Origin of the sequence: Nocardia pseudobrasiliensis NBRC 108224 (genome assembly GCF_001613105.1) — a bacterium.
Classification (GTDB): domain Bacteria; phylum Actinomycetota; class Actinomycetes; order Mycobacteriales; family Mycobacteriaceae; genus Nocardia; species Nocardia pseudobrasiliensis.
This window is the reverse complement of record NZ_BDBS01000020.1, coordinates 124,259-144,160: the sequence shown is the minus strand read 5'-3', so window position 1 is coordinate 144,160 and position 19,902 is coordinate 124,259. Positions and strand designations below refer to the sequence as shown.

The following is a 19,902-nucleotide window of genomic DNA, read 5'->3' as shown; positions in this document are numbered from 1 at the left end:
ACAGCCTCCTCCCCGTCGGCTTCTTCCCTCTTCCCGGGCGCAGCCCGGGATCGCCCTGTGACCTGGGGGTTGCGATCTATTCACTGGGCGCTGTCGGTGCCGCGCGTTAAACTTTCATCACACAGAGCACACGTTCGAGACCGGAAAGCAGGCTATAGCCACTTTTGCGAACCCAAGGTGAATTCGGCGACCCGACAACTCCTACGGCCGGCATCGGAGTCGGCGGCGACGGCTCGGGCCCCGCCGCTCGGACCGTGCGTTCCAGCATCGAACTCGCTCCCGAATCGGTCTTCGGCTTCCTCGGCTCCGCCGACGAGAATCTGCGCGAACTCGAGCGCCTGCTCGACGCCGACATCCACGTCCGCGGCAATTCGGTCACGCTGACCGGTAAGGCCGCCGATGTGGCGCTCGCCGAGCGGGTCGTCGAACAACTGGTCGCGCTGACCGGCCGCAACCGCATGGTGACGCCGGAGGCGGTGCGCCACACGTATTCCATGCTCACCGAGGGCTCGTCGGATTCCCCGGCCGAGGTTCTGAGCCTGGACATTCTGTCGCGGCGCGGCAAGACGATTCGGCCCAAGACGCTCAATCAGAAGCGCTACGTCGACGCTATCGACGCGCACACGATCGTCTTCGGCATCGGCCCGGCCGGTACCGGTAAGACGTATCTGGCCGTCGCGAAGGCCGTGCAGGCGCTGCAGACCAAGCAGGTCACGCGGATCATCCTGACCCGTCCCGCGGTGGAGGCGGGCGAGCGGCTGGGCTTCCTGCCCGGCACGCTCAACGAGAAGATCGATCCGTATCTGCGGCCGCTGTACGACTCGCTGCACGACATGATGGATCCCGAGGCGATCCCGAAGCTCATGCAGTCCGGCGTGATCGAGGTCGCACCGCTGGCCTATATGCGTGGCCGCAGTCTCAACGACTCGTTCATCATCCTGGACGAGGCGCAGAACACCACGCCCGAGCAGATGAAGATGTTCCTGACCCGCTTGGGCTTCGGCTCCAAGATCGTGGTCACCGGCGACGTCACCCAGATCGACCTGCCCGGCGGCACCCAGTCCGGCCTGCGCGTGGTCAGCGACATCCTCTCCGATGTCGAGGACATCCACTTCGCGGAACTCACCTCCAGCGATGTGGTTCGCCACCGACTGGTCGCCGATATCGTCGACGCCTACGGCCGCTACGAGGCGGAGACTCGGCCGAATGTCACGGCCGCGCACTATCCCGGGAACCGGGCACAGCGTCGAGCGGCGGAGCGCGGGGGACGTCGCTGATCCTTGTGGGTGCATCGCACTGCGCTGCACCCACAAGGAAAAGAAGACGAGGGCGCGCGGTCCCTGGGGGAGGAAGACGACGCAGCGCGGCCCCTTGGGAAGTCGTCGCAGCGCGGTCCCTGCGAGCGAAGGCGACGCAGCGCGCGCCCCTGGGGAAGCAAGGCGACGCAGCGCGATTCCTGGGGAAGCAAGGCGACGCAGCGCGATTCCTGGGGAAGCAAGGCGACGCAGCGCGATTCCTGGGAAAGGAAGGCGAGGCAGCGCGCGCCCTGGGAAAGGAAGGCGACGCAATGCGCGCTCTTGGAACGAAGGCGACGTAGCGCGCCCCTCTGTTTCCTCGCTTTGCAGCGCAGCGCGATGCGAAGTGAGGATCTCCCCGTGACATAAGCTGATCGCCGTGAGTATCGAGATCGCCAACGAGTCGGGTATGGAAGTATCCGAGGAAGATCTGGTCAGCGTCGCGCGGTTCGCGATCGGTCAGATGGATGTGCATCCGGCGGCGGAGCTGTCGATGGTGCTGGTGGATCTCGACACCATGGCCGATCTGCACATGCGCTGGATGGATCTGCCGGGGCCGACCGATGTGATGTCGTTCCCGATGGACGAGTTGGAGCCGGGTGGGCGGCCCGACGGCGCCGAACCGGGACCCTCGATGCTCGGCGATATCGTGCTGTGTCCGGAGTTCGCGGCCGGACAGGCGGCCAAGGCGGGCCATTCCCTCGATCACGAGCTGGCGCTGCTGACCGTGCACGGCGTACTCCACCTGCTCGGCTACGACCATGCCGAGCCGGAGGAGGAGAAGGAGATGTTCGGCCTGCAGAACCGCCTGCTGGCCGAGTGGTACGAGAGCCTGCGCGAGGCGCAGCGTCGCGCCGAACTCGCCGAGCGCGACCGCCGCCTGCTGGGCAAGACCGGATTCACCGATGCCGGTGATCCGTTGGATCCGGCATGAGCGGTCAGGGCCGCGGTGCGAGCGACGGGCGCGGAGACGGCAGCCTGCGTGACCACGGAGAGACCCGCGAGTACCGCCATCGGAGACAGCGGCGGCAGCGGAGCGTAACCACGCAGGCCCCCGCTCATGCCGCAAAGGGCACAGGGTGAATTCGCTGATTCTGCTGCTTCTGGCGATCTTGCTGGTTCCGGTGGGCGGCATGTTCGCGGCCATCGACGCGGCCCTGGTCACCATCTCACCCGCGCGCGTGGAGGATCTGGTCCGCGCCGATCGCACGGGCGCCCGGCGCTTGTCGCGACTGGTACTGGACCGCCCGCGCTATGTGAATCTCATGGTGCTGCTGCGCCTCACATGTGAGATCACCGCGACCGTCCTGCTGGCCGCGGCCCTCGACGATGTGCTGCCCGCCGGCTGGGCGCTGCTGATCACCGCGGTGATCATGGTCGTGGTCGACTACATGGTCATCGGTGTCGGCCCGCGCACCCTCGGCCGCCAGCACGCCTATTCCATCGCCCTCGGCGCGAGCCTGCCGCTGCAGGCCATCGGCGCGCTGCTGGGTCCGGTGAGCCGACTGCTGATCGTGCTCGGTAACGCCATCACCCCCGGTAAGGGATTTCGCAACGGCCCCTTCGCCTCCGAGATCGAGCTGCGCGAGGTCGTGGACATGGCCCAGCAGAGCGGTGTGGTGGACTCCGAGGAACGCCGCATGATCCAGTCGGTCTTCGAACTCGGCGACACCACCGCCCGCGCGGTCATGGTGCCGCGCACCGAGATGGTGTGGATCGAGGCGGACAAGACCGCGGCCCAGGCGATGTCGCTGGCCGTCCGGTCCGGACATTCGCGCATTCCGGTGGTCGGCGAGAACGTCGACGACATCCTCGGCGTGGTCTATCTGAAAGACCTTGTGCCGTACGCGGATCGCGGCAAGAAGGTCCGGGTGCGCGAGGTGATGCGCCCCGCGGTGTTCGTCCCCGATTCCAAACCGCTCGACGCCCTGCTGGACGAGATGCAGCGCCGCCGCAACCATATGGCCCTGCTGGTCGACGAATACGGCGGTATCGCGGGCCTGGTGACCATCGAGGACGTCCTCGAGGAGATAGTCGGCGAGATCGCCGACGAATACGACACCGACGAGATCGCCCCGGTCGAGGAGCTCGGCAACGGCAAATACCGGGTCTCGGCCCGGCTTTCGGTGGAGGATCTGGGCGAGCTGTTCGGTATGGAGATCGAGGAGGAGGACGTCGACACCGTCGGCGGCCTGCTCGCGCACGCGCTGGGCCGCGTACCGCTGCCGGGTTCCAAGATCGTGGTGCACGGATTGCAGTTGCGTGGTGAGGGCGGGGCCGATGCGCGCGGCCGGGTCCGCGTGCACACGGTGGTGGTGAAGCGGGCGCCCGACAAGCCTGCCGAGAAGAACGATTCCGAGCGTGACGGGGCCGAGCCCGGGCGGACACCCGGCCAAGAGGATGGAGATGGCGATGACCGAACGTGACAGTGTGGGACTGGATGCCGAGGACAACAAGCTGCTGGTCCTGGCCCGCGGCGCGATGGGCCGCACCGGCGGCGGCAGCGGCGCGGCCGTGCGCGATACCGACGGACGCACCTACGCCGCGGGCGAGGTGACGTTGAAGGCGTTGCGGCTCACGGCATTGCAGTCCGCGGTCGCGGCCGCGATCTCCAGCGGAGCCGAGGGGTTCGAGGCGGCGGTGGTGCTCGGCGCGCAGTTGCGCGATCCCGGAGTCGCTGCGGTGCACGAGGTTTCGACCTCGGCGCGGATCATCATCGCCGATCGCAACGGCGGGATCTACGACACCATCGAAGCGGGTCCGGACGCGAGCGGTGAGCGCGCATGACCGAATTCCGTTCCGGATTCGTCTGTTTCGTGGGTCGGCCCAATACCGGCAAGTCCACCCTGACCAATGCCATGGTCGGCCAGAAGATCGCGATCACCTCCTCGCGCCCGCAGACCACCCGCCACACCATCCGCGGGATCGTGCACCGTGATCACGCCCAGCTGATCCTGGTCGACACCCCCGGCCTGCATCGCCCGCGCACCCTGCTCGGCCAGCGGCTCAACGATCTGGTGCGCGATACCTACTCCGAGGTCGACGTCATCGCGCTGTGCATTCCCGCCGACGAGAAGATCGGCCCCGGCGACCGCTGGATCGTGCAGCAGGTCAAGCAGATGGCACCGAAGACCACCCTGCTCGGCGTCGTCACCAAGATCGACAAGGTGAGCCGCGATCAGGTCGCCCAGCAGCTGGTGGCCGTCTCGCAGCTGCTCGGCCCCGAGGCCGAGGTGGTCCCGGTGTCGGCGGTCAAGGGCGACCAGGTCGAGGTCCTCATCGATGTCGTCGCCTCGAAAATGCCCGAGGGCCCGGCCTTTTACCCCGACGGTGAGCTGACCGACGAGCCCGAGGAAACCCTCATGGCCGAGCTCATTCGCGAGGCCGCGCTCGAGGGTGTGCGCGACGAGCTGCCGCATTCGCTGGCCGTGGTCATCGAGGAGGTGCTGCCGCGCGAGGAGAACGACGAGATGCTCGACGTGCACGCCATCCTCTACGTCGAGCGCCCGAGTCAGAAGGCCATCATCATCGGCAAGGGCGGTGCGCGCCTCAAGGAGGTCGGCACCGCCGCCCGCAAGCAGATCGAACGCATTCTCGGCACGCGCATCTACCTGCATCTGCACGTCAAGGTCGCCAAGGATTGGCAGCGCGATCCCAAACAGCTGCGCAAACTGGGTTTCTAACGCTCCCACCAGATTTCGGGGCGGTGGCGCTGCCAGTGCAGCTCCGCCTCCAGCTGCGCGGCGACCGAGATCAGCAGCGGCTCCGAGCAGTCCGGACCCATCAGCTGCGCGCCGACGGGCAGTCCGGCGGCGGTGAAACCCGCGGGCACGTTCACGCTCGGCCAGCCCAGCACATTCCACGGCCAGGTGTACGGGCAGGCCGCGGTGATCAGCGCGTCGGTGGCCGCGGTGCCCAGACCCCTCATCGCGTCCACCGGGGGCGGCGGGGTGGCGGTGGTGGGGGCGAGGATCACATCGTAATCGTCGAATACCCGGCCGATTCGCTTGTGCAGCAACGGTTCCGCGGCCCGAGCGGCGGTCAGGACCGGGCCGCCCAGCAGCAGGCCGACATTCGCGTTGAAGCGGGTGCGCGGATCGACTTGCGCGCCGGTGAGTTTGGCCAGTTCGGTGCGGATACCGGCCATGGAGCGGGACAGGAAGCTCATGCCCGACAGCAGGCCGTAGGGCAGTTCGATCACGGTCACCTCGTGGCCGAGTCCGCGCAGCGTGCCCGCCACGTCCTGTACTCGGGCCGCCACCTCGCGGTCGAGTGAGGTGCGGGTGGCGGTGAACGGAATGTTCAGCGCCAGAGCGATTCTCAGCCGCCCGGGATCGCGGCCGACGGCATCGGAGACGGTGAGTGCGGGCGGGGTGTGCCGATCGCCGGGATGCGCACCGGCGGCCACATCGAACAGCAGCGCGGCGTCGGCGACCGTGCGGGCCAGTGTGCCGTGTACGGTCAGCCCGTTGAACGATTCGGCCATCGGCCAGGTGGAGATGCGCCCGCGCTGCGGTTTGATCCCGACCAGATTCGTCCACGAGGCGGGGATGCGCACCGAGCCCGCGCCGTCGGAACCCAGTGCGGCGGGGACCAATCCGGCCGCCACCGCGGCGGCCGAACCGCCGGAGGAGCCGCCCGGTGTGTGTTCGGCGTTCCACGGATTGCGGGTGTAGCCGAAGGATTCGGCGTCGGTGAACGGCCATTGGCCGACCTCGCAGGTATTGGTCTTGCCGACGATCACCGCACCGGCCGCGCGCAGCCTGCGCACGACCTCGGCATCCTCGGCCTTGGCCGGAAAGTTCCCGCCGCAGCCGAAAGCCGTTGGCTCCCCGGCGATATCGGTATCATCCTTGATCGCGATCGGCACGCCGAGCAGGGGCAGTCGCACACCGTCGCCGACCTGTCGGTCCGCCTCGGCGGCCTCGGCCAGGGCGCGCTCGCGGCGCACGACGCGGAAGGCGTTGAGGGTGCTCGCGCTGGCCTCGATCCGGTCGAGCGCATCGGCGGTCGCCGTCACCGAGGTGGTGGTGCCGCGGGCGATCGCGGTCGCCAATTCGGCCAGTCCGAGGTCGCGGGTGGACGCCGTGGTCATGTGATCTCCGTCTCGTGATTCCCGCACAGCACCGTAACTCGCAGTTGGTCGATCGTCCACATCGGCCCGCGGGCCTGGCACTGTTTTCAAATCGTAATGTCCGCGCGGGGCATTTCCCCAGGACCGCCCATATCCGGCCCGCCCACAAACCCTCCGACGGGCCTACCATCCAATCGCGTGAAGTGGATGTCCCGGGCGTTCGGCTCGAAAGAGCTGCCTCCGCAAATGCGTTCGGCGCTGGAATCGGACGGAATCGTGGTCTTCGGTCCCATCAGTGGGTCGGTGGCCCAGCGCAGCTACCGGACCGCACTGCACTACGCCTCGTCCAGTTGGACCGATATCGCCGCGGGCACCGTGGCCATGAGCCAGCGGCGACTGATCGTCTGGGGCAATCGGGTGGCGCTGGTGGACGTTCCGCTCGGACATCCCGCGGTGACGATGGAGTTGCAGGGGCCCGAGCGCATGCTGCTCGAGGCCGACAACTTCGGCATCGACCGCACCCGCACCGGCTGGACCACACTGCTGTTGCGCACGATTCACGCGCCGCGCATCGAACAGCTCTACGGCGAGAGCCGCGACGAGCGACCCTGAGGGTTGCCCCTGCGCGTCGGGCGGGCATGCGAGGATAGGGCCGTGCGTCTTTACCGTGACCATGCGATCGTGCTGCGCCAGCACAAGCTCGGCGAGGCCGATCGCATCGTCACCCTGCTCACCCGTCAGCACGGCCTGGTTCGGGCGGTGGCCAAGGGCGTGCGCCGCACCCGGTCGAAATTCGGGGCACGGCTCGAGCCGTTCGCCTATGTCGACATCCAGCTCTATCCCGGGCGCAATCTCGACACCGTCACCCAGGTGCACACCGTCGAGGCGTTCGCCGCCGATATCGTCGCCGACTACGGCCGCTACACCACCGCCTGCGCGGTGCTCGAGACCGCCGAACGCCTGGCCGGTGAGGAGCGGGCCCCCGCGCCGCGACTGCATACCCTCACCGCCGGCGCCCTGCGCGCCATCGCCGCCAGTCAGCGCCCGCACGAATTGATCCTGGACGCATTCCTGTTGCGCGCCATGGGTTTCGCGGGCTGGGCCCCCGCACTGGACGAATGCGCCCGCTGTGCGACCCCCGGCCCGCACCGCGCCTTCCACGTGGCCGCGGGCGGGGCGGTCTGCGTGCACTGCCGCCTGCCCGGCTCGGCCACTCCGGCGCTGGGCGTGCTGGATCTGATGAGCGCTCTCTACCGCGGCGAGTGGTCCGGGATCGATATCGTCCCCGAGGGCATTCGCCGCCAGGCCAGCGGTCTGACCGCGGCGCATCTGCAGTGGCATCTGGAACGTCAGCTGCGGACCCTGCCGTTGATCGAGCGGTCCCGCCCGCACGCGACGGCCGAGGTGGGCTGAGATCGGATTCGGTTCCCGAATCGCGGGTATCGACTGGATGTGGGTTTCGATCTGACACCGACCGCGGCGCAGCACGATCTGGCCAAGCGGGCGCATGAATTCGCGCGGGACTGCATCCGGCCAGAGGCCGCGCACTACGACCGGGCGCAGGAATTCCCGTGGCCGGTACTCGAGGAGGCCGCGCGGCGCGGGTTCTACAGTCCGCTGTTCTATCGCGATCTGATCGGCGATCGGACCGGGCTGTCGCTGCCGATGTTCATGGAGGAACTGTTCTGGGGCTGTGCGGGCATCGGGTTGGCGATCGTGATGCCCGCACTGGCCCTCTCGGCCATCGGGCAGGCGGCGACGCCGGAACAGATGCTGCGCTGGGCCCCCGAATGTTTCGGCACGCCGGGCGATCTCAAACTCGCGGCGCTGGCCATCTCCGAACCCGAGGGCGGCAGCGATGTGCGCAATCTGCGCACGCGGGCGGTGCGTGACGGGGACGACTGGATCATCGACGGGCACAAGATGTGGATCGGCAACGGCGGGATCGCCGATGTGCACGTGGTGAACGCGGTGGTGGATCAGGAACTCGGGCACCGCGGGCAGGCGCTGTTCGTGGTGCCGGGCGGTACCCCGGGACTCGAACTGGTGCGCAAGCTCGACAAGCTGGGCTGCCGGGCCTCGCATACCGCCGAGCTGAAATTCGACGGCGTGCGGGTGCCCGCGGAGAATCTGCTCGGCGGCGCGGACAAACTCGAACACAAGCTGGCCAAGGTCCGCGAGGCGGCCCGCGACGGACGCCGCTCCCGCTCGGCGACACTGGGCACCTTCGAACAGACCCGCCCGATGGTCGCCGCCCAGGCCCTCGGAATCGCCCGCGCCGCCCTGGAATACATGACCGCCTACGCCAACCACCGCGAGGCCTTCGGCGCCCCGATCATCGATAACCAGGGCATCGCCTTCCCGATCGCCGACCTGGCCACCCGCATCGACGCCGCCCGCCTGCTGACCTGGCGGGCCTCCTGGATGGCCGCCAACGGCGTGCCCTTCGAACGCGGCGAGGGCTCGATGTCGAAACTTGCCGCCAGCGAGGTCGCCGTCGACGCCACCGAACGCGCGATCCAAACCCTCGGCGGCTGGGGCTACATCACCGACCACCCGGTGGAGAAGTGGTACCGAGACGCCAAGCTGTACACCATCTTCGAGGGCACCAGCGAAATCCAGCGCATGGTCATCTCCACCGCCCTGGGCGCCACCGAGGGCAGACCCCCGCTGTATGTCGACCTCGAACCCTCCGGCGGCCCGCTGAGCAAGATGTTCGGCCGCGGCACCGAGATCCGCACCCGCGCCGCGGCGGCGGCCTTGGAAATGAAGGACCGGGTACCGGCTCCGCTCGTGCGCGCCGCGATGCGTGTGCTGCGGCCACCGCGCTGAGCGGGCCGTTCGGCGCGAATACTCGGCTGACCCGTGTGGAGAATTTACGGAGATAGCGCGCTAAAGCCGTGGTCGTCGTCGCGGGCTCGGGCCGATGTTGCAGGATTGGTGGCGTGATCGGCAACCGCACCTCCACCGTTCAGGCCACCCGCACCGTCCGCCCGCCCTCGCCGCACCCGTCGGGGGCGCGTCCGCCCGCGCTGCCGCTGGAGTTCGTGCCGCGGCATGTAGCGCTGGTGATGGACGGGAACGGGCGCTGGGCACAGGAGCGCGGGCTGCCGCGGACCGCGGGACACGAGCGCGGGGAGGCGGTGTTGATGGACACCGTCGAGGGCTGTATCGAGATCGGGGTGAAATGGCTGTCCGCCTATGCCTTTTCGACCGAGAACTGGCGGCGCAGCCCCGATGAGGTCCGGTTCCTCATGGGCTTCAACCGCGATGTGATCCGCCGCCGGCGCGACGAGATGCACGAGATGGGTGTGCGGGTGCGCTGGGCCGGGCGGCGACCGCGGTTGTGGCGCAGCGTGATCAAGGAGCTCGAGATCGCCGAGGAGCTCACCAAGGACAACACGGTGATGAACCTGACCATGTGCGTCAACTACGGCGGCCGGGCCGAAATCGCCGATGCCGCACGCGAGATCGCGCGCCGGGCGGCGGCGGGGGAGCTGGATCCGGAGAAGGTCGACGAGAAGACCTTCGCCCGCTTCCTGGACGAGCCGGATATGCCGGATGTCGACGTATTCCTGCGCCCGTCCGGTGAGCTGCGCAGCTCCAACTTCCTGATCTGGCAGTCGGCCTATGCCGAATTCGTCTACCAGCACACGCTTTTCCCCGATTTCGACCGGCGCAACCTGTGGGAGGCGTGTGTGGAGTACGCCAAGCGCGACCGCCGCTTCGGCGGGGTCAAATGAGCGCGGCGGCCGCCGAGGAACTGCAGGTCCGAGCGGGGGCGTGTCTGACCCGCTGCGATATCGCCGTGCGGGTCGAGGAGGGCGGACTCGGCTTCGAATTCGAGGGCGCGCTGTGCTCGCTGCGTGGGGTCAATCTCGCCGACGGCCTGGATGTGCTGACCCTGACCTGTGTGCTGGCCTGGGACCGCCCGCTCAAACCGCAGCTGCACAAGCGCGTCGCCGATCGCAACAACGCGCTGCAGTTCGGTTCGATCACCGTCATCGGTCACGAGAAGCTGGCCGATGTGATCCTGCGCTACACCTTCCCGGCCGCGGGACTGTCCGACAGCGCGCTGACCACCATGCTGCTGCTGGTGCTCTCGGGTGCGGGCCGGGCGCGAAAGGGCTTGGTGCCCTGAGTATTACGCGGGGGCGTGGCGATACTGCGGCAGCAACAGGTCCAGCCCGCGCGTCAGGGCCCGCGGCTCGATGTCGCCGATCAGCACATGCTGCAGCAGGAAGCCGGGCATGATGCCGAGCAGTACCTTGGCGACGGCATCGGTATCGGCGTCGGCCGGTAGCCAGCCCGCCTCGCGCATGCGTTCGGCGTAGGCGCGCCAGCGGTCGCGCAGTGCGAGGATGGCCGTGCTCACATACTCCCGCGCCGCCGGATCGGTGACCGCCAGCCCCCAGGCCTGCGGCGCGAGGCGGACCCGGCCGCTGTGCTGGTCGATGCCGATGATCTCTGTGGTGAGGGCCGCGATCACCTCGCCCGGCGTGGGCAGTGGATCGCGGTGCACGATCTCGTCCATCGCCCCGCCCACCAGCGTCGTGGCGTCGGCGGCCAGGGCCGCGATCAGATCGTCCTTGCTCTTGAAGTAGCGATACACCGCACCGGCCGACAGCCCCGATTCGGCGAAGACGTCCTGCATCGACGTGGCGTGAAAGCCCTTGCGGGCGAAGCATTCCAGGGCGGCGTCGAGTATCTGCTGTCGACGGCGTACCAGATGTTCCTCGCTGACTCGGGGCATGGTTCCAAAGTAAAACGAATGTTCGTTCTTGACAAGCTCACGGCCGGATGCGACCGTGAGGCTCATAAAAGAACGAACATTCGATTTTCTGGGGAGCCCGTCATGAACGCCACGTCACGCGCGATCGCCGTGGGTCTGGCCGCGGCCGTACTGCAGGCCGTAATGCTGATCGCCTTCGCCTGGCCCGCCGCCCGGATCGCACCGCGCGATCTGCCGATCGTGGTCGCCGGGCCGCAGGCGAGCCTGGTCGCCGAGAAAATGACCCAGCACGATCCGGACGCGTTCGAGGTCACCACGGTCGCCGACGAGGCCGCGGCGCGTTCGGCCCTGGAGCGGCGGGATGCCTACGGCGCGATCGTCACCGGTGGGGGTCAGCCTCGGCTGCTGGTGGCCTCGGCGTCGAGTCCCGTTGCGGCGCAGCTGATCACGCAGATCGGACAGCAGATCTCCGGAGCTCCGGCCGCGCCCGTGCAGGATGTGGTCGCCGCCGACTCGCACGATCCGCGCGGTGCGGGATTCGGCGCCATGGTGCTGCCGCTGGTGATGGCCGGACTGGCCGCCGGTGTGCTGCTGAGTCTCTCGGTGCCGGTGGTCGGCGGGCGCGTGCTCGGCCTGCTCACCTTCGCGGTCGTCAGCGGGCTGCTGAGTATGTCGATCGTGCAGGGGTGGCTGCAGCTGCTGCCCGGATCCTATGTCGTCCTGGCCGCGATCGCGGGCCTGGTGTCGTTCACCGTCGCGGGCACGGTCGTGGGCCTGTACGCGGTGCTCGGTCGCGCCGGAATCGGTGTCGCCGCAGCGCTTCTGATGCTGATCGGCAATCCGTTCTCCGCGGCGACCTCGGCGCCGGAACTGCTGCCGAAGCCCTGGGGCGCGCTCGGTCAGCTCCTGCCGCCCGGGGCGGCCGCCACGCTGCTGCGCTCGGCGGCGTTCTTCGACGGCCGTGCGATCGCCACCCCGCTGACGGTCCTGTTCACCTGGGCCGCAGCGGCTTTGGCGCTGTCGACCGTGGCAGCCCTGCGCCCACGGGCCGTCGAACCCACCCCGGTCACCGCCTGAGGGGCGGAATCAGGAACACTTGCCGTCCCGCGCGACCGCGCAGGGACGGCAGGTGCCGAACACCTCCATGGTGTGGCTGATCTCGGTGAAACCATGCTGTCCCGCAACGGATTCGGCCCAGGCCTCCACGGTGGGGCCCTCGACCTCGACCGTGCGGCCGCAGTGGCGGCAGACCAGGTGATGATGATGGCCCTTGGAGCATTGGCGGTACACCGATTCGCCGGTGTCGGTGCGCAGGACGTCGACCATTCCCGCGTCGGCCAGCGACTGCAGGGTGCGGTAGACCGTGGTCAGGCCGATTCCCTCACCGCGGCGGCGCAATTCGTCGTGCAACTCCTGCGCGGAGCGGAATTCATCGATGTCGCCGAGCAGCGCCGCGATGGCGCTGCGCTGGCGGGTACTGCGAATACCGACCGTCTTCTCGGTTGTGCCCGTCTTGTCCGGCACGAATCACCCTTCCTCGGCATGTGCGACGGCGTCGACGACGATGCGCGCCAGGTGGTCGTCGACCAGTTCGTAGATCACCTCGCGGCCGGTGCGCTCCCCGCGCACCACCCCCGCCGACTTGAGGATCCGCAGATGCTGGCTGACCAACGGCTGCGTGACGCCCAGGGTATCGACCAACTCGTGGACACAGCGCGGCGACTCGCGTAACTGCAGCACGATGGCGATGCGCACGGGCGCGGCCAGGGCGCGGAGTAATTCGCCCGCATTGTCCAGAATCGCGCGCGGCGGGACGGCCGGCGCGGTCGGCGCGCGATACGGATACGGATCGTGCGGAATCGGCGTGGGCGCCTCCACGGCGACACGGCTGCGACGCAGGGGAGCACCGCTGTCGGTGGTCATCGAACCAACTCCTTATTGGAAACCGATGCCATTATTGATATGCAAAGGTGCGCATGTCAACTCCATGCGCTCGCGTGTCGCCATACTGCTTGGACCGTGTGCCGGTCGCCCCGATACGCTGGATCGAATCGCCGTCAACCCATCATCCAGAGGGAGAGCTTCAACAGTGGCACCCAAGTCGAAGGTCGACACCGTCGCCAATCTCGCCAAGCGTCGGGGTCTCGTCTACCCCAGTGGTGAGATCTACGGAGGCACCCGGTCGGCGTGGGACTACGGGCCGCTGGGCGTGGAGCTCAAGGAGAACATCAAGAAGCAGTGGTGGCGGTCCATGGTCACCAGTCGCGACGATGTGGTCGGCCTGGACTCCTCGATCATTCTGCCCCGGCAGGTGTGGGTGGCCTCGGGCCATGTGAGCGTCTTCAACGATCCGCTGGTCGAATGCCTGAACTGCCACAAGCGCCATCGGCAGGACCACCTGCAGGAGGCCTACGCCGACAAGAACAAGATCGACGACCCGGATTCGGTGTCGATGGAGGTCATCGGCTGCCCCGACTGCGGCACCGTCGGCAAGTGGACCGAGCCGCGCGACTTCAACATGATGCTCAAGACCTATCTCGGACCGATCGAGTCCGAGGAGGGCCTGCACTATCTGCGCCCGGAGACCGCGCAGGGCATCTTCGTGAACTTCGCCAATGTGATGACCACCGCGCGCAAGAAGCCGCCGTTCGGTATCGCCCAGATCGGCAAGAGCTTCCGCAACGAGATCACCCCCGGCAACTTCATCTTCCGCACCCGCGAGTTCGAGCAGATGGAGATGGAGTTCTTCGTCAAGCCCGGCGAGGACGAGCAGTGGCACCAGTACTGGATCGACACTCGATTCGCCTGGTACACCGATCTCGGCATCGACCCGGAGAACCTGCGGCTGTACGAGCATCCGAAGGAGAAGCTGTCGCACTACTCGACCCGCACGGTCGATATCGAGTACCGCTTCTACTTCCAGGGCAGCGAATGGGGTGAGCTCGAGGGCCTGGCCAACCGCACCGACTTCGATCTCAAGACCCACTCGGAGCATTCCGGCACCGATCTGAGCTTCTTCGATCAGAACACCGGTGAGCGCTACACCCCCTACGTCATCGAGCCCGCGGCCGGTCTGACCCGCTCGCTGATGGCGTTCCTGATCGACGCCTACTCCGAGGACGAGGCGCCCAATGCCAAGGGCGTCATGGAAAAGCGCACGGTGCTCAAGCTGGACCGCCGCCTGGCGCCGGTGAAGGCCGCGGTGCTGCCGCTGTCGCGCAACGCGGACCTGTCGCCGAAGGCCAAGGACCTCGCCGCGCAGCTGCGCAAGAACTGGAACGTCGACTTCGACGACGCCGGCGCCATCGGCCGCCGCTACCGCCGCCAGGACGAGATCGGCACCCCGTTCTGCGTCACCGTCGACTTCGACACCCTCGAGGATCAGGCGGTCACCGTCCGCGAGCGCGATTCGATGACCCAGGAACGCGTTTCGCTGGACCAGGTCGAGGGTTATCTGGCCCAGCGGTTGCTCGGGGCCTGAGTCCGGCTCGTTGCGCGAAGTCTTCGACGACGCGGGCGTGCAAGGTTGGCTGCACGCCCGCTGTCTGGACTGCGGGGCCGAAACCGGTTGGCGCGCCGATGAACCCGTCGTGCTGTCCTCGGTGGTCAAGGTTCCGCTCGTACTGGAGCTGGCCCGGCAGATCGCGGCCGGGCAGCTCGATCCCACCGATCGTGTGCGCGCCACCGCCGCCGATCGGCTCGGCGGCCCCGGCACCTCGGGCTGTCGCGACGATGTCGAATACAGCCTGCGCGATGCCGCCTATCTCGCGCTGTCGGTCAGCGACAATACCGCCGCGGATCTGCTGTTCGATCGGGTCGGCCTGGACAATGTGCGCTCACGGGTCCACGAACTGGGCCTGACCCGCACCCGCGTCGTGGGCGCGCTGCGCGATCTGCTGATCTCGATGGCCGAGGATATGGGCGCGGCCGACGCCGCCGAATTCGCCCGCCGCTATCCGCGGATGGCGCCGGAGGAGGTGTTCGGCCTGCGCATCATGGATCCGGGCCGCACCTCGGCGAGTACGCCGCGCGAGATGACCCGGCTGCTCGAACTGATCGCCCGCGACGAGGCGGGTCCGCCCGCGGCGTGCGCGTGGCTGCGTGAACTGATGGGCGCCCAGCTCAACCAGGCCCGGCTCGGTTCGGCCTTCGGCGACGAGGTCACGCTGTGGAGCAAGACCGGCACCCTGCCCGGCGTCCGCAACGAGATCGGCGTGGTGCGCTCCCCCGACGGAACTCGCTGCGCGGTCGCGGTTTTCACCCGCGCCGCCGTACTCGCCGATCGCGCGCCGCGCGTCGATCGCGCCATCGGCGCGGCCGCGCGGGCGGCGATCGAATCCCTGGATCACCACCGCCCGGTCAGCACATCCCACGGTCGCACCGCGTCCTGAGCGGGCGCGAGCGTCGAAATCCCGTCCGCGCGTAGCACATTCGCGATCAACTCGGCCAGCCGCGCCGCCAGCGGATGCGGCGCGGACGTGGGCCAGGCCAGCGACAGCCGCCTGCGCAGCGGCTCCCCGGTCAGCCGACGCCACACCACCCGCGGCTCCTTGCGCGCCACCGCGCCCTCGTCGAATGCCACCCCGTGCCCCGAAAGCACCAGGCCGAGAACGAATTCCGGATTGCGCGCGTGCACCACCCGGGTGGGCCGGAATCCGTGTTCCCAGCACTGGCGCAGCATAGTGTCATAGGGTCCGGGCGCGGCCGCGCGCGGCGGCAGCACCACGCCGTGACCGCTCAATTCCGGCAGCGCCACTTCCGATTTCGCCGCCAGCGGGGAATCGCGCTGCAGGACCACACCCAGCGGGGTATCGATCGCCGGGCCCAGTTCGAGTCCGATCACATCCACCGGATGCTGGAGCAGTCCGGCATCGATCTGCCGATCGGCCAGCAGCCGCAGCTGTTCGGAGGTGGACAGCTCCTGCAGATCCAGCCGCACCTGCGGATGTCGTCGCTCGAATTCGGTGAGGATCGCCGCCAGCACCCGCCCGGCCAGTTCCGGCGGTACGCCCACGCGCAGCGCGTCCATCTCCCCGCGATGGGCCTTGCCGACCAGCGTCGTGATCCGGTCCCAGCGGGCCAGCAGATCGCGGGATTCGGCGAGCAGGATCTGCCCGGCCTCGGTCAGGGTGACGGCGCGGCCGCGATCGAAAAGCCGTGCGCCCAGATCCTTTTCCAATTCCCGGATGCGCTGGCTCAGCGGCGGCTGGGCGATGCCGAGCCGTTCGGCGGCGCGTCCGAAATGTAATTCCTCGGCGACGGCGACGAAGTACCGCATTTTGCGCAGGGGGTCCACGCAGCGACGATATCGGTTTCGATATGGGCGCGCCGAAAGGTCGATCTTGGACAGCGGCGCGCGGACCGTGGTGTCGTGCTCGCTATGAGCGGAATGAACAGGCGGGGCTTGCTGGGATCGGTCGCGGCGGCCGCAGCGCTGCTGGCGGCCGGATGCGTCACCGAACAGCGCGGTCCGGCCGCGGTGACCACGGCTCCGGCGGGTGCGTCCGGGGTGACCCTGCGCTGGTGGGGCAACAACGGCTGGGAGATCACCGCGGGCGGCAAGACCGTGCTGATCGATCCCTGGATCACCCGTTTCCACACCGGCACCTATACCGAGCAGGGCGCCGATCCGCAGACGCCGATCTCGGTGGACACTGCCCGGATCGACTCCTATATCGACTCCGGTCGCCTGCGCGCGGACCACATCCTGGTCACCCACGGCCACTACGACCATCTGACCGACGTCCCCTATCTCGCCCAGCGCACCGGCGCCACGGTCCTGGGCACCGAGACGCATCTGAATCTGATGCTCGCCCTCGGCGCGCCGGAGCGGCAGCTGTCCCTGGTCACCGGTGGCGAGGATCTGAACTTCGACGGCTACCGCATCAGGGTGCTGCGCTCACTGCATTCGGCCCTCGGCGCGCGAGCCCAGATCCCTTATCCCGGAACGCGAACCGGCCTCGGCGCGGCTTCACTGCCGCGACCGCGGGTCATCGCCGATCTGGTCGAGGGCGGCACCCTGGCCTATCAGGTGACCATGGGCGATATCGGCGTACTGAACTTCGGCGGCTCCAACTACATCGAGTCCGAACTGGCCGGGCTGCGACCCGATGTACTGCTGCTGCCCGCGGGCGGCGCCAAGATTCGCGACTACGCGCCCCGACTGCTACGCACGCTGGGCAATCCGCGCTATGTGGTGCCGACACACTGGGACGATTTCGACTATCCGCTGAGCGAACCCGCCCGCGACGGCGGCGGTCTGGACGCACTGCGCAGGGCGGTCGCAGCCGCGAGCCCGGCCAGCCGCTTCGTCGTTGTCGACCATCTCGAGACCCTCGTCCCGTGAGTCGGAAATATCCGCCCGCCCGCAACCGTTCGGGATGCACAGGAACCCCCAACGGAAGAGGTGCGGTATGGGCCAGGCGGTCAAGTTCGATCGGTACGGTGACCTCGACGTGCTGAACGTGGTGGAGGCTCCGGATTCGGATCCCGGACCGGGGGAGGTGGCGGTGACGGTGGTCGCCGCGGGAATCAATCCGGGGGAGGCCAAGATCCGCGAGGGTCTGCTGCACGAGCGCTGGCCCGCGAGTTTCCCCTCCGGACAGGGCAGCGATTTCGCGGGGCGGGTGGCCGCGCTCGGCGAGGGCGTGAGCGGGCTCGAGGTCGGCGACGAGGTACTCGGCTTCACGCACAATCGCGCCAGTCATGCCACCCGGGTGGTGGTGGCGGCCGAACAGGTGACGCCCAAGCCCGCCGGACTGTCCTGGGATGTGGCCGGTGCGCTGTTCGTCGCGGGCACCACCGCCTTCGCCGCCGCGCGTGCGGTCAGCCCCGAGGCCGGTGACACCATCGCGGTGTCCGGCGCCGCGGGCGGGGTGGGTTCGCTTGTGGTGCAACTGCTTCGGGCACGCGGCGTCACGGTGATCGGCATCGCCGGACCCGCCAAGCACGACTGGCTGCGGTCCAAGGGCGTCATCCCGGTCGCCTATGGGGACGGGTTGGCCGAGCGGGTGCGGGCCGCCGCGCCCGAGGGGATCGACGCGTTCGTCGACACCTATGGTTCCGGCTATGTCGACCTGGCGCTGGAACTGGGTGTGAAGCCCGATCGCGTCAATACCATCATCGACTTTCCCGCGGTGGAGAAATACGGGGTCAAGGCCGAGGGCAACGCCTCCGCCGACACCATCGACGTCCTCGCCGAACTGGCCGATCTCGCCGCGACCGGGGAGCTCGAGGTGCCCATCGCCGCGACCTATCCGCTGGCACGGGTCCGCGAGGCGTTCCGTGAACTCGAGGGCGATCACACCCACGGCAAGATCGTGCTGCATCCCTGAACCGCGCTGTGCCCCACTCCCGTTCGGTGCTCACCTCCGTGTTCACATTCGTGAATGGCCGGTCGAAGCTTCCGGCCAGTAAGGTGAGCCGACGAAAGATGCTGCCGCACGGTGGAATCCGCGTGCGGCGGCGGGAAGGGCGGGACGGTGGTGGTGGATTCGGCGGTCGAGCGAGCGACCCCGGCGGATCGGCTGCTCGACTTCTGGGTGGCGATGGCGGCGCTGGCCGGACTGCTGCTGTGCGGTGCGGCGACGATCCTGGCCGTGCAATCGGAAGCCTGGGTCTCCGCGGCATTGTTCGCGCAGCCCACGCTGCTGTGCGTGCTGATCGTGGCGGCCAATATCGCCGTGGAGGCGATCATGGCCACCACGGCCGTATTCGGCGCGCTGGCCGTGCCGCTGCGGGCGATCGCGCCGGTGCGCCGGCGCGTGGATCGGCCGCGAAACCAATCGCGACCATGACGATTGTCATGGTCGGTTCGTGACGCTCGGCCGAGGTACGCGGGCCCGCTGCGCACGACAGTGGAGCTATGACATCAGCCATCACCTCCGGCCCGTCGGCCCGGGCGATCGCGACGCCCGCGATCGAGCTGCGCGGGCTCACCAAGTCCTTCCATACGCCGGGCGGTCCGGTGCGCGCGGTGGACGGGCTCGACCTGACGGTCGCGCCCGGGGAGATCGTCGCCTTTCTCGGACCCAACGGCGCTGGTAAATCCACCACCATCGATATGCTGCTGGGCCTGCTGCGCCCGGATTCCGGGCGGGTCGAATTATTCGGTGGCACACCGGAACACGCCATCGCGGCCGGACGGGTCTCGGCGGTTCTGCAGTCCGGTGGCCTGCTGCCCGATCTCACCGTCGCCGAGACCGTGCGGCTGGTGGCCTGTCTGCACTCACATCCGCGCCCGGTGAACGAGGTGCTGGTGCGCGCGGGCATCGACGGCTTGGCCGATCGCATGGTGGGCAAATGTTCGGGGGGACAACAGCAACGGCTGCGTTTCGCGCTGGCGCTGCTGCCGAATCCCGATCTGCTGGTACTCGACGAGCCGACCACCGGCATGGACGTCGAGGGGCGGCGCGATTTCTGGAGCGCCATCCGCCACGACGCCCGCGAGGGCCGCACCGTACTGTTCGCCACCCACTACCTCGACGAGGCCGACGCCTACGCCGATCGAATCGTGCTGGTGCGCAACGGGAAAGTGGTGGCCGACGGCAGCGCCGCGGAGATCAAGAACCTGGCCGCCGGACGCACCGTGAGCGCCACGCTGCCCGGTGCGGACCGGACTCGATTGCAGGGCCTGCCCGGGGTGGATTCGGTCGAAACGAGGGGTGACCGAATCCTGGTGCACACCAGCGACTCCGACGCCGTCGCGCGCTACCTGCTCACCGCCACACCGGCCGTGGACCTCGAGGTCACCGGCCGCAATCTCGAAGACGCCTTCATCGCCCTGACCGGAGACAACTGAT

Annotated in this window: 22 protein-coding genes; 17 read left to right on the top strand and 5 right to left on the bottom strand. The window is 68.4% G+C overall.

Annotation, left to right across the window (positions count from 1 at the left end; all coding sequences use genetic code 11):
• Nucleotides 1-212 precede the first annotated feature (212 nt).
• The 5 genes from NP4_RS17345 (at nt 213) to era (ending at nt 4,978) form a co-directional block, all read left to right on the top strand.
• Nucleotides 213-1,277, top strand: coding sequence for a PhoH family protein (locus tag NP4_RS17345; protein ID WP_067999002.1), 1,065 nt, complete (start codon nt 213-215; stop codon nt 1,275-1,277).
• A 397-nt stretch (nt 1,278-1,674) separates the two neighbouring features.
• Nucleotides 1,675-2,229, top strand: a complete 555-nt coding sequence (ybeY, locus tag NP4_RS17340) for an rRNA maturation RNase YbeY (protein ID WP_067998926.1) — start codon at nt 1,675-1,677, stop codon at nt 2,227-2,229.
• A 145-nt stretch (nt 2,230-2,374) separates the two neighbouring features.
• Nucleotides 2,375-3,721 (top strand): hemolysin family protein, encoded by a 1,347-nt coding sequence (locus NP4_RS17335; protein WP_082875945.1) that lies wholly within the window; start codon nt 2,375-2,377, stop codon nt 3,719-3,721.
• Entirely contained in the window at nt 3,708-4,082 is a 375-nt protein-coding gene (locus NP4_RS17330) for a cytidine deaminase-like protein (protein WP_062509026.1), read from the top strand. The genes NP4_RS17335 and NP4_RS17330 overlap by 14 nt, the downstream gene beginning before the upstream one ends.
• Nucleotides 4,079-4,978 (top strand): GTPase Era, encoded by a 900-nt coding sequence (gene era / locus NP4_RS17325; RefSeq protein ID WP_067998924.1) that lies wholly within the window; start codon nt 4,079-4,081, stop codon nt 4,976-4,978. Before NP4_RS17330 ends, era begins: the two co-directional genes overlap by 4 nt.
• On the opposite strand, the gene NP4_RS17320 is transcribed toward era, so the two are convergent.
• Nucleotides 4,975-6,390 (bottom strand): amidase, encoded by a 1,416-nt coding sequence (locus NP4_RS17320; protein WP_067998921.1) that lies wholly within the window; start codon nt 6,388-6,390, stop codon nt 4,975-4,977. The genes era and NP4_RS17320 overlap by 4 nt on opposite strands.
• A gap of 177 nt (nt 6,391-6,567) precedes the next feature.
• On the opposite strand from NP4_RS17320, the gene NP4_RS17315 reads away from it, so the two are divergent.
• From NP4_RS17315 to NP4_RS17295, 5 genes are all read left to right on the top strand, one after another.
• Nucleotides 6,568-6,981, top strand: coding sequence for a hypothetical protein (locus NP4_RS17315; protein WP_147288035.1), 414 nt, complete (start codon nt 6,568-6,570; stop codon nt 6,979-6,981).
• A 42-nt stretch (nt 6,982-7,023) separates the two neighbouring features.
• Complete coding sequence (gene recO / locus NP4_RS17310; protein ID WP_067998917.1) at nt 7,024-7,782, top strand: DNA repair protein RecO; 759 nt, start codon at nt 7,024-7,026, stop codon at nt 7,780-7,782.
• Between the two features lie 39 nt (nt 7,783-7,821).
• Nucleotides 7,822-9,201, top strand: a complete 1,380-nt coding sequence (locus NP4_RS17305; protein ID WP_067998915.1) for an acyl-CoA dehydrogenase family protein — start codon at nt 7,822-7,824, stop codon at nt 9,199-9,201.
• Nucleotides 9,202-9,314: 113 nt separating this feature from the next.
• Nucleotides 9,315-10,112, top strand: a complete 798-nt coding sequence (locus NP4_RS17300; RefSeq protein ID WP_067998913.1) for an isoprenyl transferase — start codon at nt 9,315-9,317, stop codon at nt 10,110-10,112.
• Nucleotides 10,109-10,510, top strand: coding sequence for a hypothetical protein (locus tag NP4_RS17295; RefSeq protein ID WP_114755793.1), 402 nt, complete (start codon nt 10,109-10,111; stop codon nt 10,508-10,510). The genes NP4_RS17300 and NP4_RS17295 overlap by 4 nt, the downstream gene beginning before the upstream one ends.
• Before the next feature lie 3 nt (nt 10,511-10,513).
• Here the strand turns inward: NP4_RS17295 and NP4_RS17290 are convergent, their stop codons facing one another.
• Nucleotides 10,514-11,122 carry a TetR/AcrR family transcriptional regulator gene (locus NP4_RS17290; protein WP_067998911.1) on the bottom strand — a complete coding sequence of 203 codons (609 nt, stop codon included), beginning with the start codon at nt 11,120-11,122 and terminating at the stop codon, nt 10,514-10,516.
• A 102-nt stretch (nt 11,123-11,224) separates the two neighbouring features.
• Between NP4_RS17290 and NP4_RS17285 the strand changes: the two genes are divergently transcribed.
• The gene (locus NP4_RS17285) at nt 11,225-12,178 is read left to right on the top strand and encodes a hypothetical protein (RefSeq protein ID WP_067998909.1); all 954 of its coding nucleotides are present in this window, start codon (nt 11,225-11,227) and stop codon (nt 12,176-12,178) included.
• Between the two features lie 9 nt (nt 12,179-12,187).
• Here NP4_RS17285 and NP4_RS17280 read toward each other — a convergent pair whose 3' ends face one another.
• Nucleotides 12,188-12,625, bottom strand: coding sequence for a Fur family transcriptional regulator (locus NP4_RS17280; RefSeq protein ID WP_067998907.1), 438 nt, complete (start codon nt 12,623-12,625; stop codon nt 12,188-12,190).
• A gap of 3 nt (nt 12,626-12,628) precedes the next feature.
• Nucleotides 12,629-13,024 carry an ArsR/SmtB family transcription factor gene (locus NP4_RS17275; RefSeq protein WP_245998345.1) on the bottom strand — a complete coding sequence of 132 codons (396 nt, stop codon included), beginning with the start codon at nt 13,022-13,024 and terminating at the stop codon, nt 12,629-12,631.
• Nucleotides 13,025-13,190: 166 nt separating this feature from the next.
• Between NP4_RS17275 and NP4_RS17270 the strand changes: the two genes are divergently transcribed.
• Nucleotides 13,191-14,582: a glycine--tRNA ligase gene (locus NP4_RS17270; protein ID WP_067998905.1), complete on the top strand. Its 1,392-nt coding sequence runs from the start codon at nt 13,191-13,193 to the stop codon at nt 14,580-14,582.
• Between the two features lie 10 nt (nt 14,583-14,592).
• A complete protein-coding gene (locus NP4_RS17265; protein WP_067998903.1) occupies nt 14,593-15,492 on the top strand; it encodes a serine hydrolase in 900 nt (299 codons plus the stop codon).
• On the opposite strand, the gene NP4_RS17260 is transcribed toward NP4_RS17265, so the two are convergent.
• The gene (locus NP4_RS17260; protein WP_067998902.1) at nt 15,447-16,397 is read right to left on the bottom strand and encodes a LysR family transcriptional regulator; all 951 of its coding nucleotides are present in this window, start codon (nt 16,395-16,397) and stop codon (nt 15,447-15,449) included. The two genes, NP4_RS17265 and NP4_RS17260, sit on opposite strands and share 46 nt — an antisense overlap.
• Before the next feature lie 93 nt (nt 16,398-16,490).
• On the opposite strand from NP4_RS17260, the gene NP4_RS17255 reads away from it, so the two are divergent.
• The 4 genes from NP4_RS17255 (at nt 16,491) to NP4_RS17240 (ending at nt 19,901) form a co-directional block, all read left to right on the top strand.
• Nucleotides 16,491-17,447 carry an MBL fold metallo-hydrolase gene (locus tag NP4_RS17255; protein ID WP_082875944.1) on the top strand — a complete coding sequence of 319 codons (957 nt, stop codon included), beginning with the start codon at nt 16,491-16,493 and terminating at the stop codon, nt 17,445-17,447.
• A 67-nt stretch (nt 17,448-17,514) separates the two neighbouring features.
• Nucleotides 17,515-18,435, top strand: a complete 921-nt coding sequence (locus tag NP4_RS17250) for an NADP-dependent oxidoreductase (protein WP_067998898.1) — start codon at nt 17,515-17,517, stop codon at nt 18,433-18,435.
• 111 nt (nt 18,436-18,546) lie between these two features.
• A complete protein-coding gene (locus tag NP4_RS17245) occupies nt 18,547-18,897 on the top strand; it encodes a hypothetical protein (protein WP_067998896.1) in 351 nt (116 codons plus the stop codon).
• A 68-nt stretch (nt 18,898-18,965) separates the two neighbouring features.
• Complete coding sequence (locus NP4_RS17240; RefSeq protein WP_067998894.1) at nt 18,966-19,901, top strand: ABC transporter ATP-binding protein; 936 nt, start codon at nt 18,966-18,968, stop codon at nt 19,899-19,901.
• Nucleotide 19,902 lies beyond the last annotated feature (1 nt).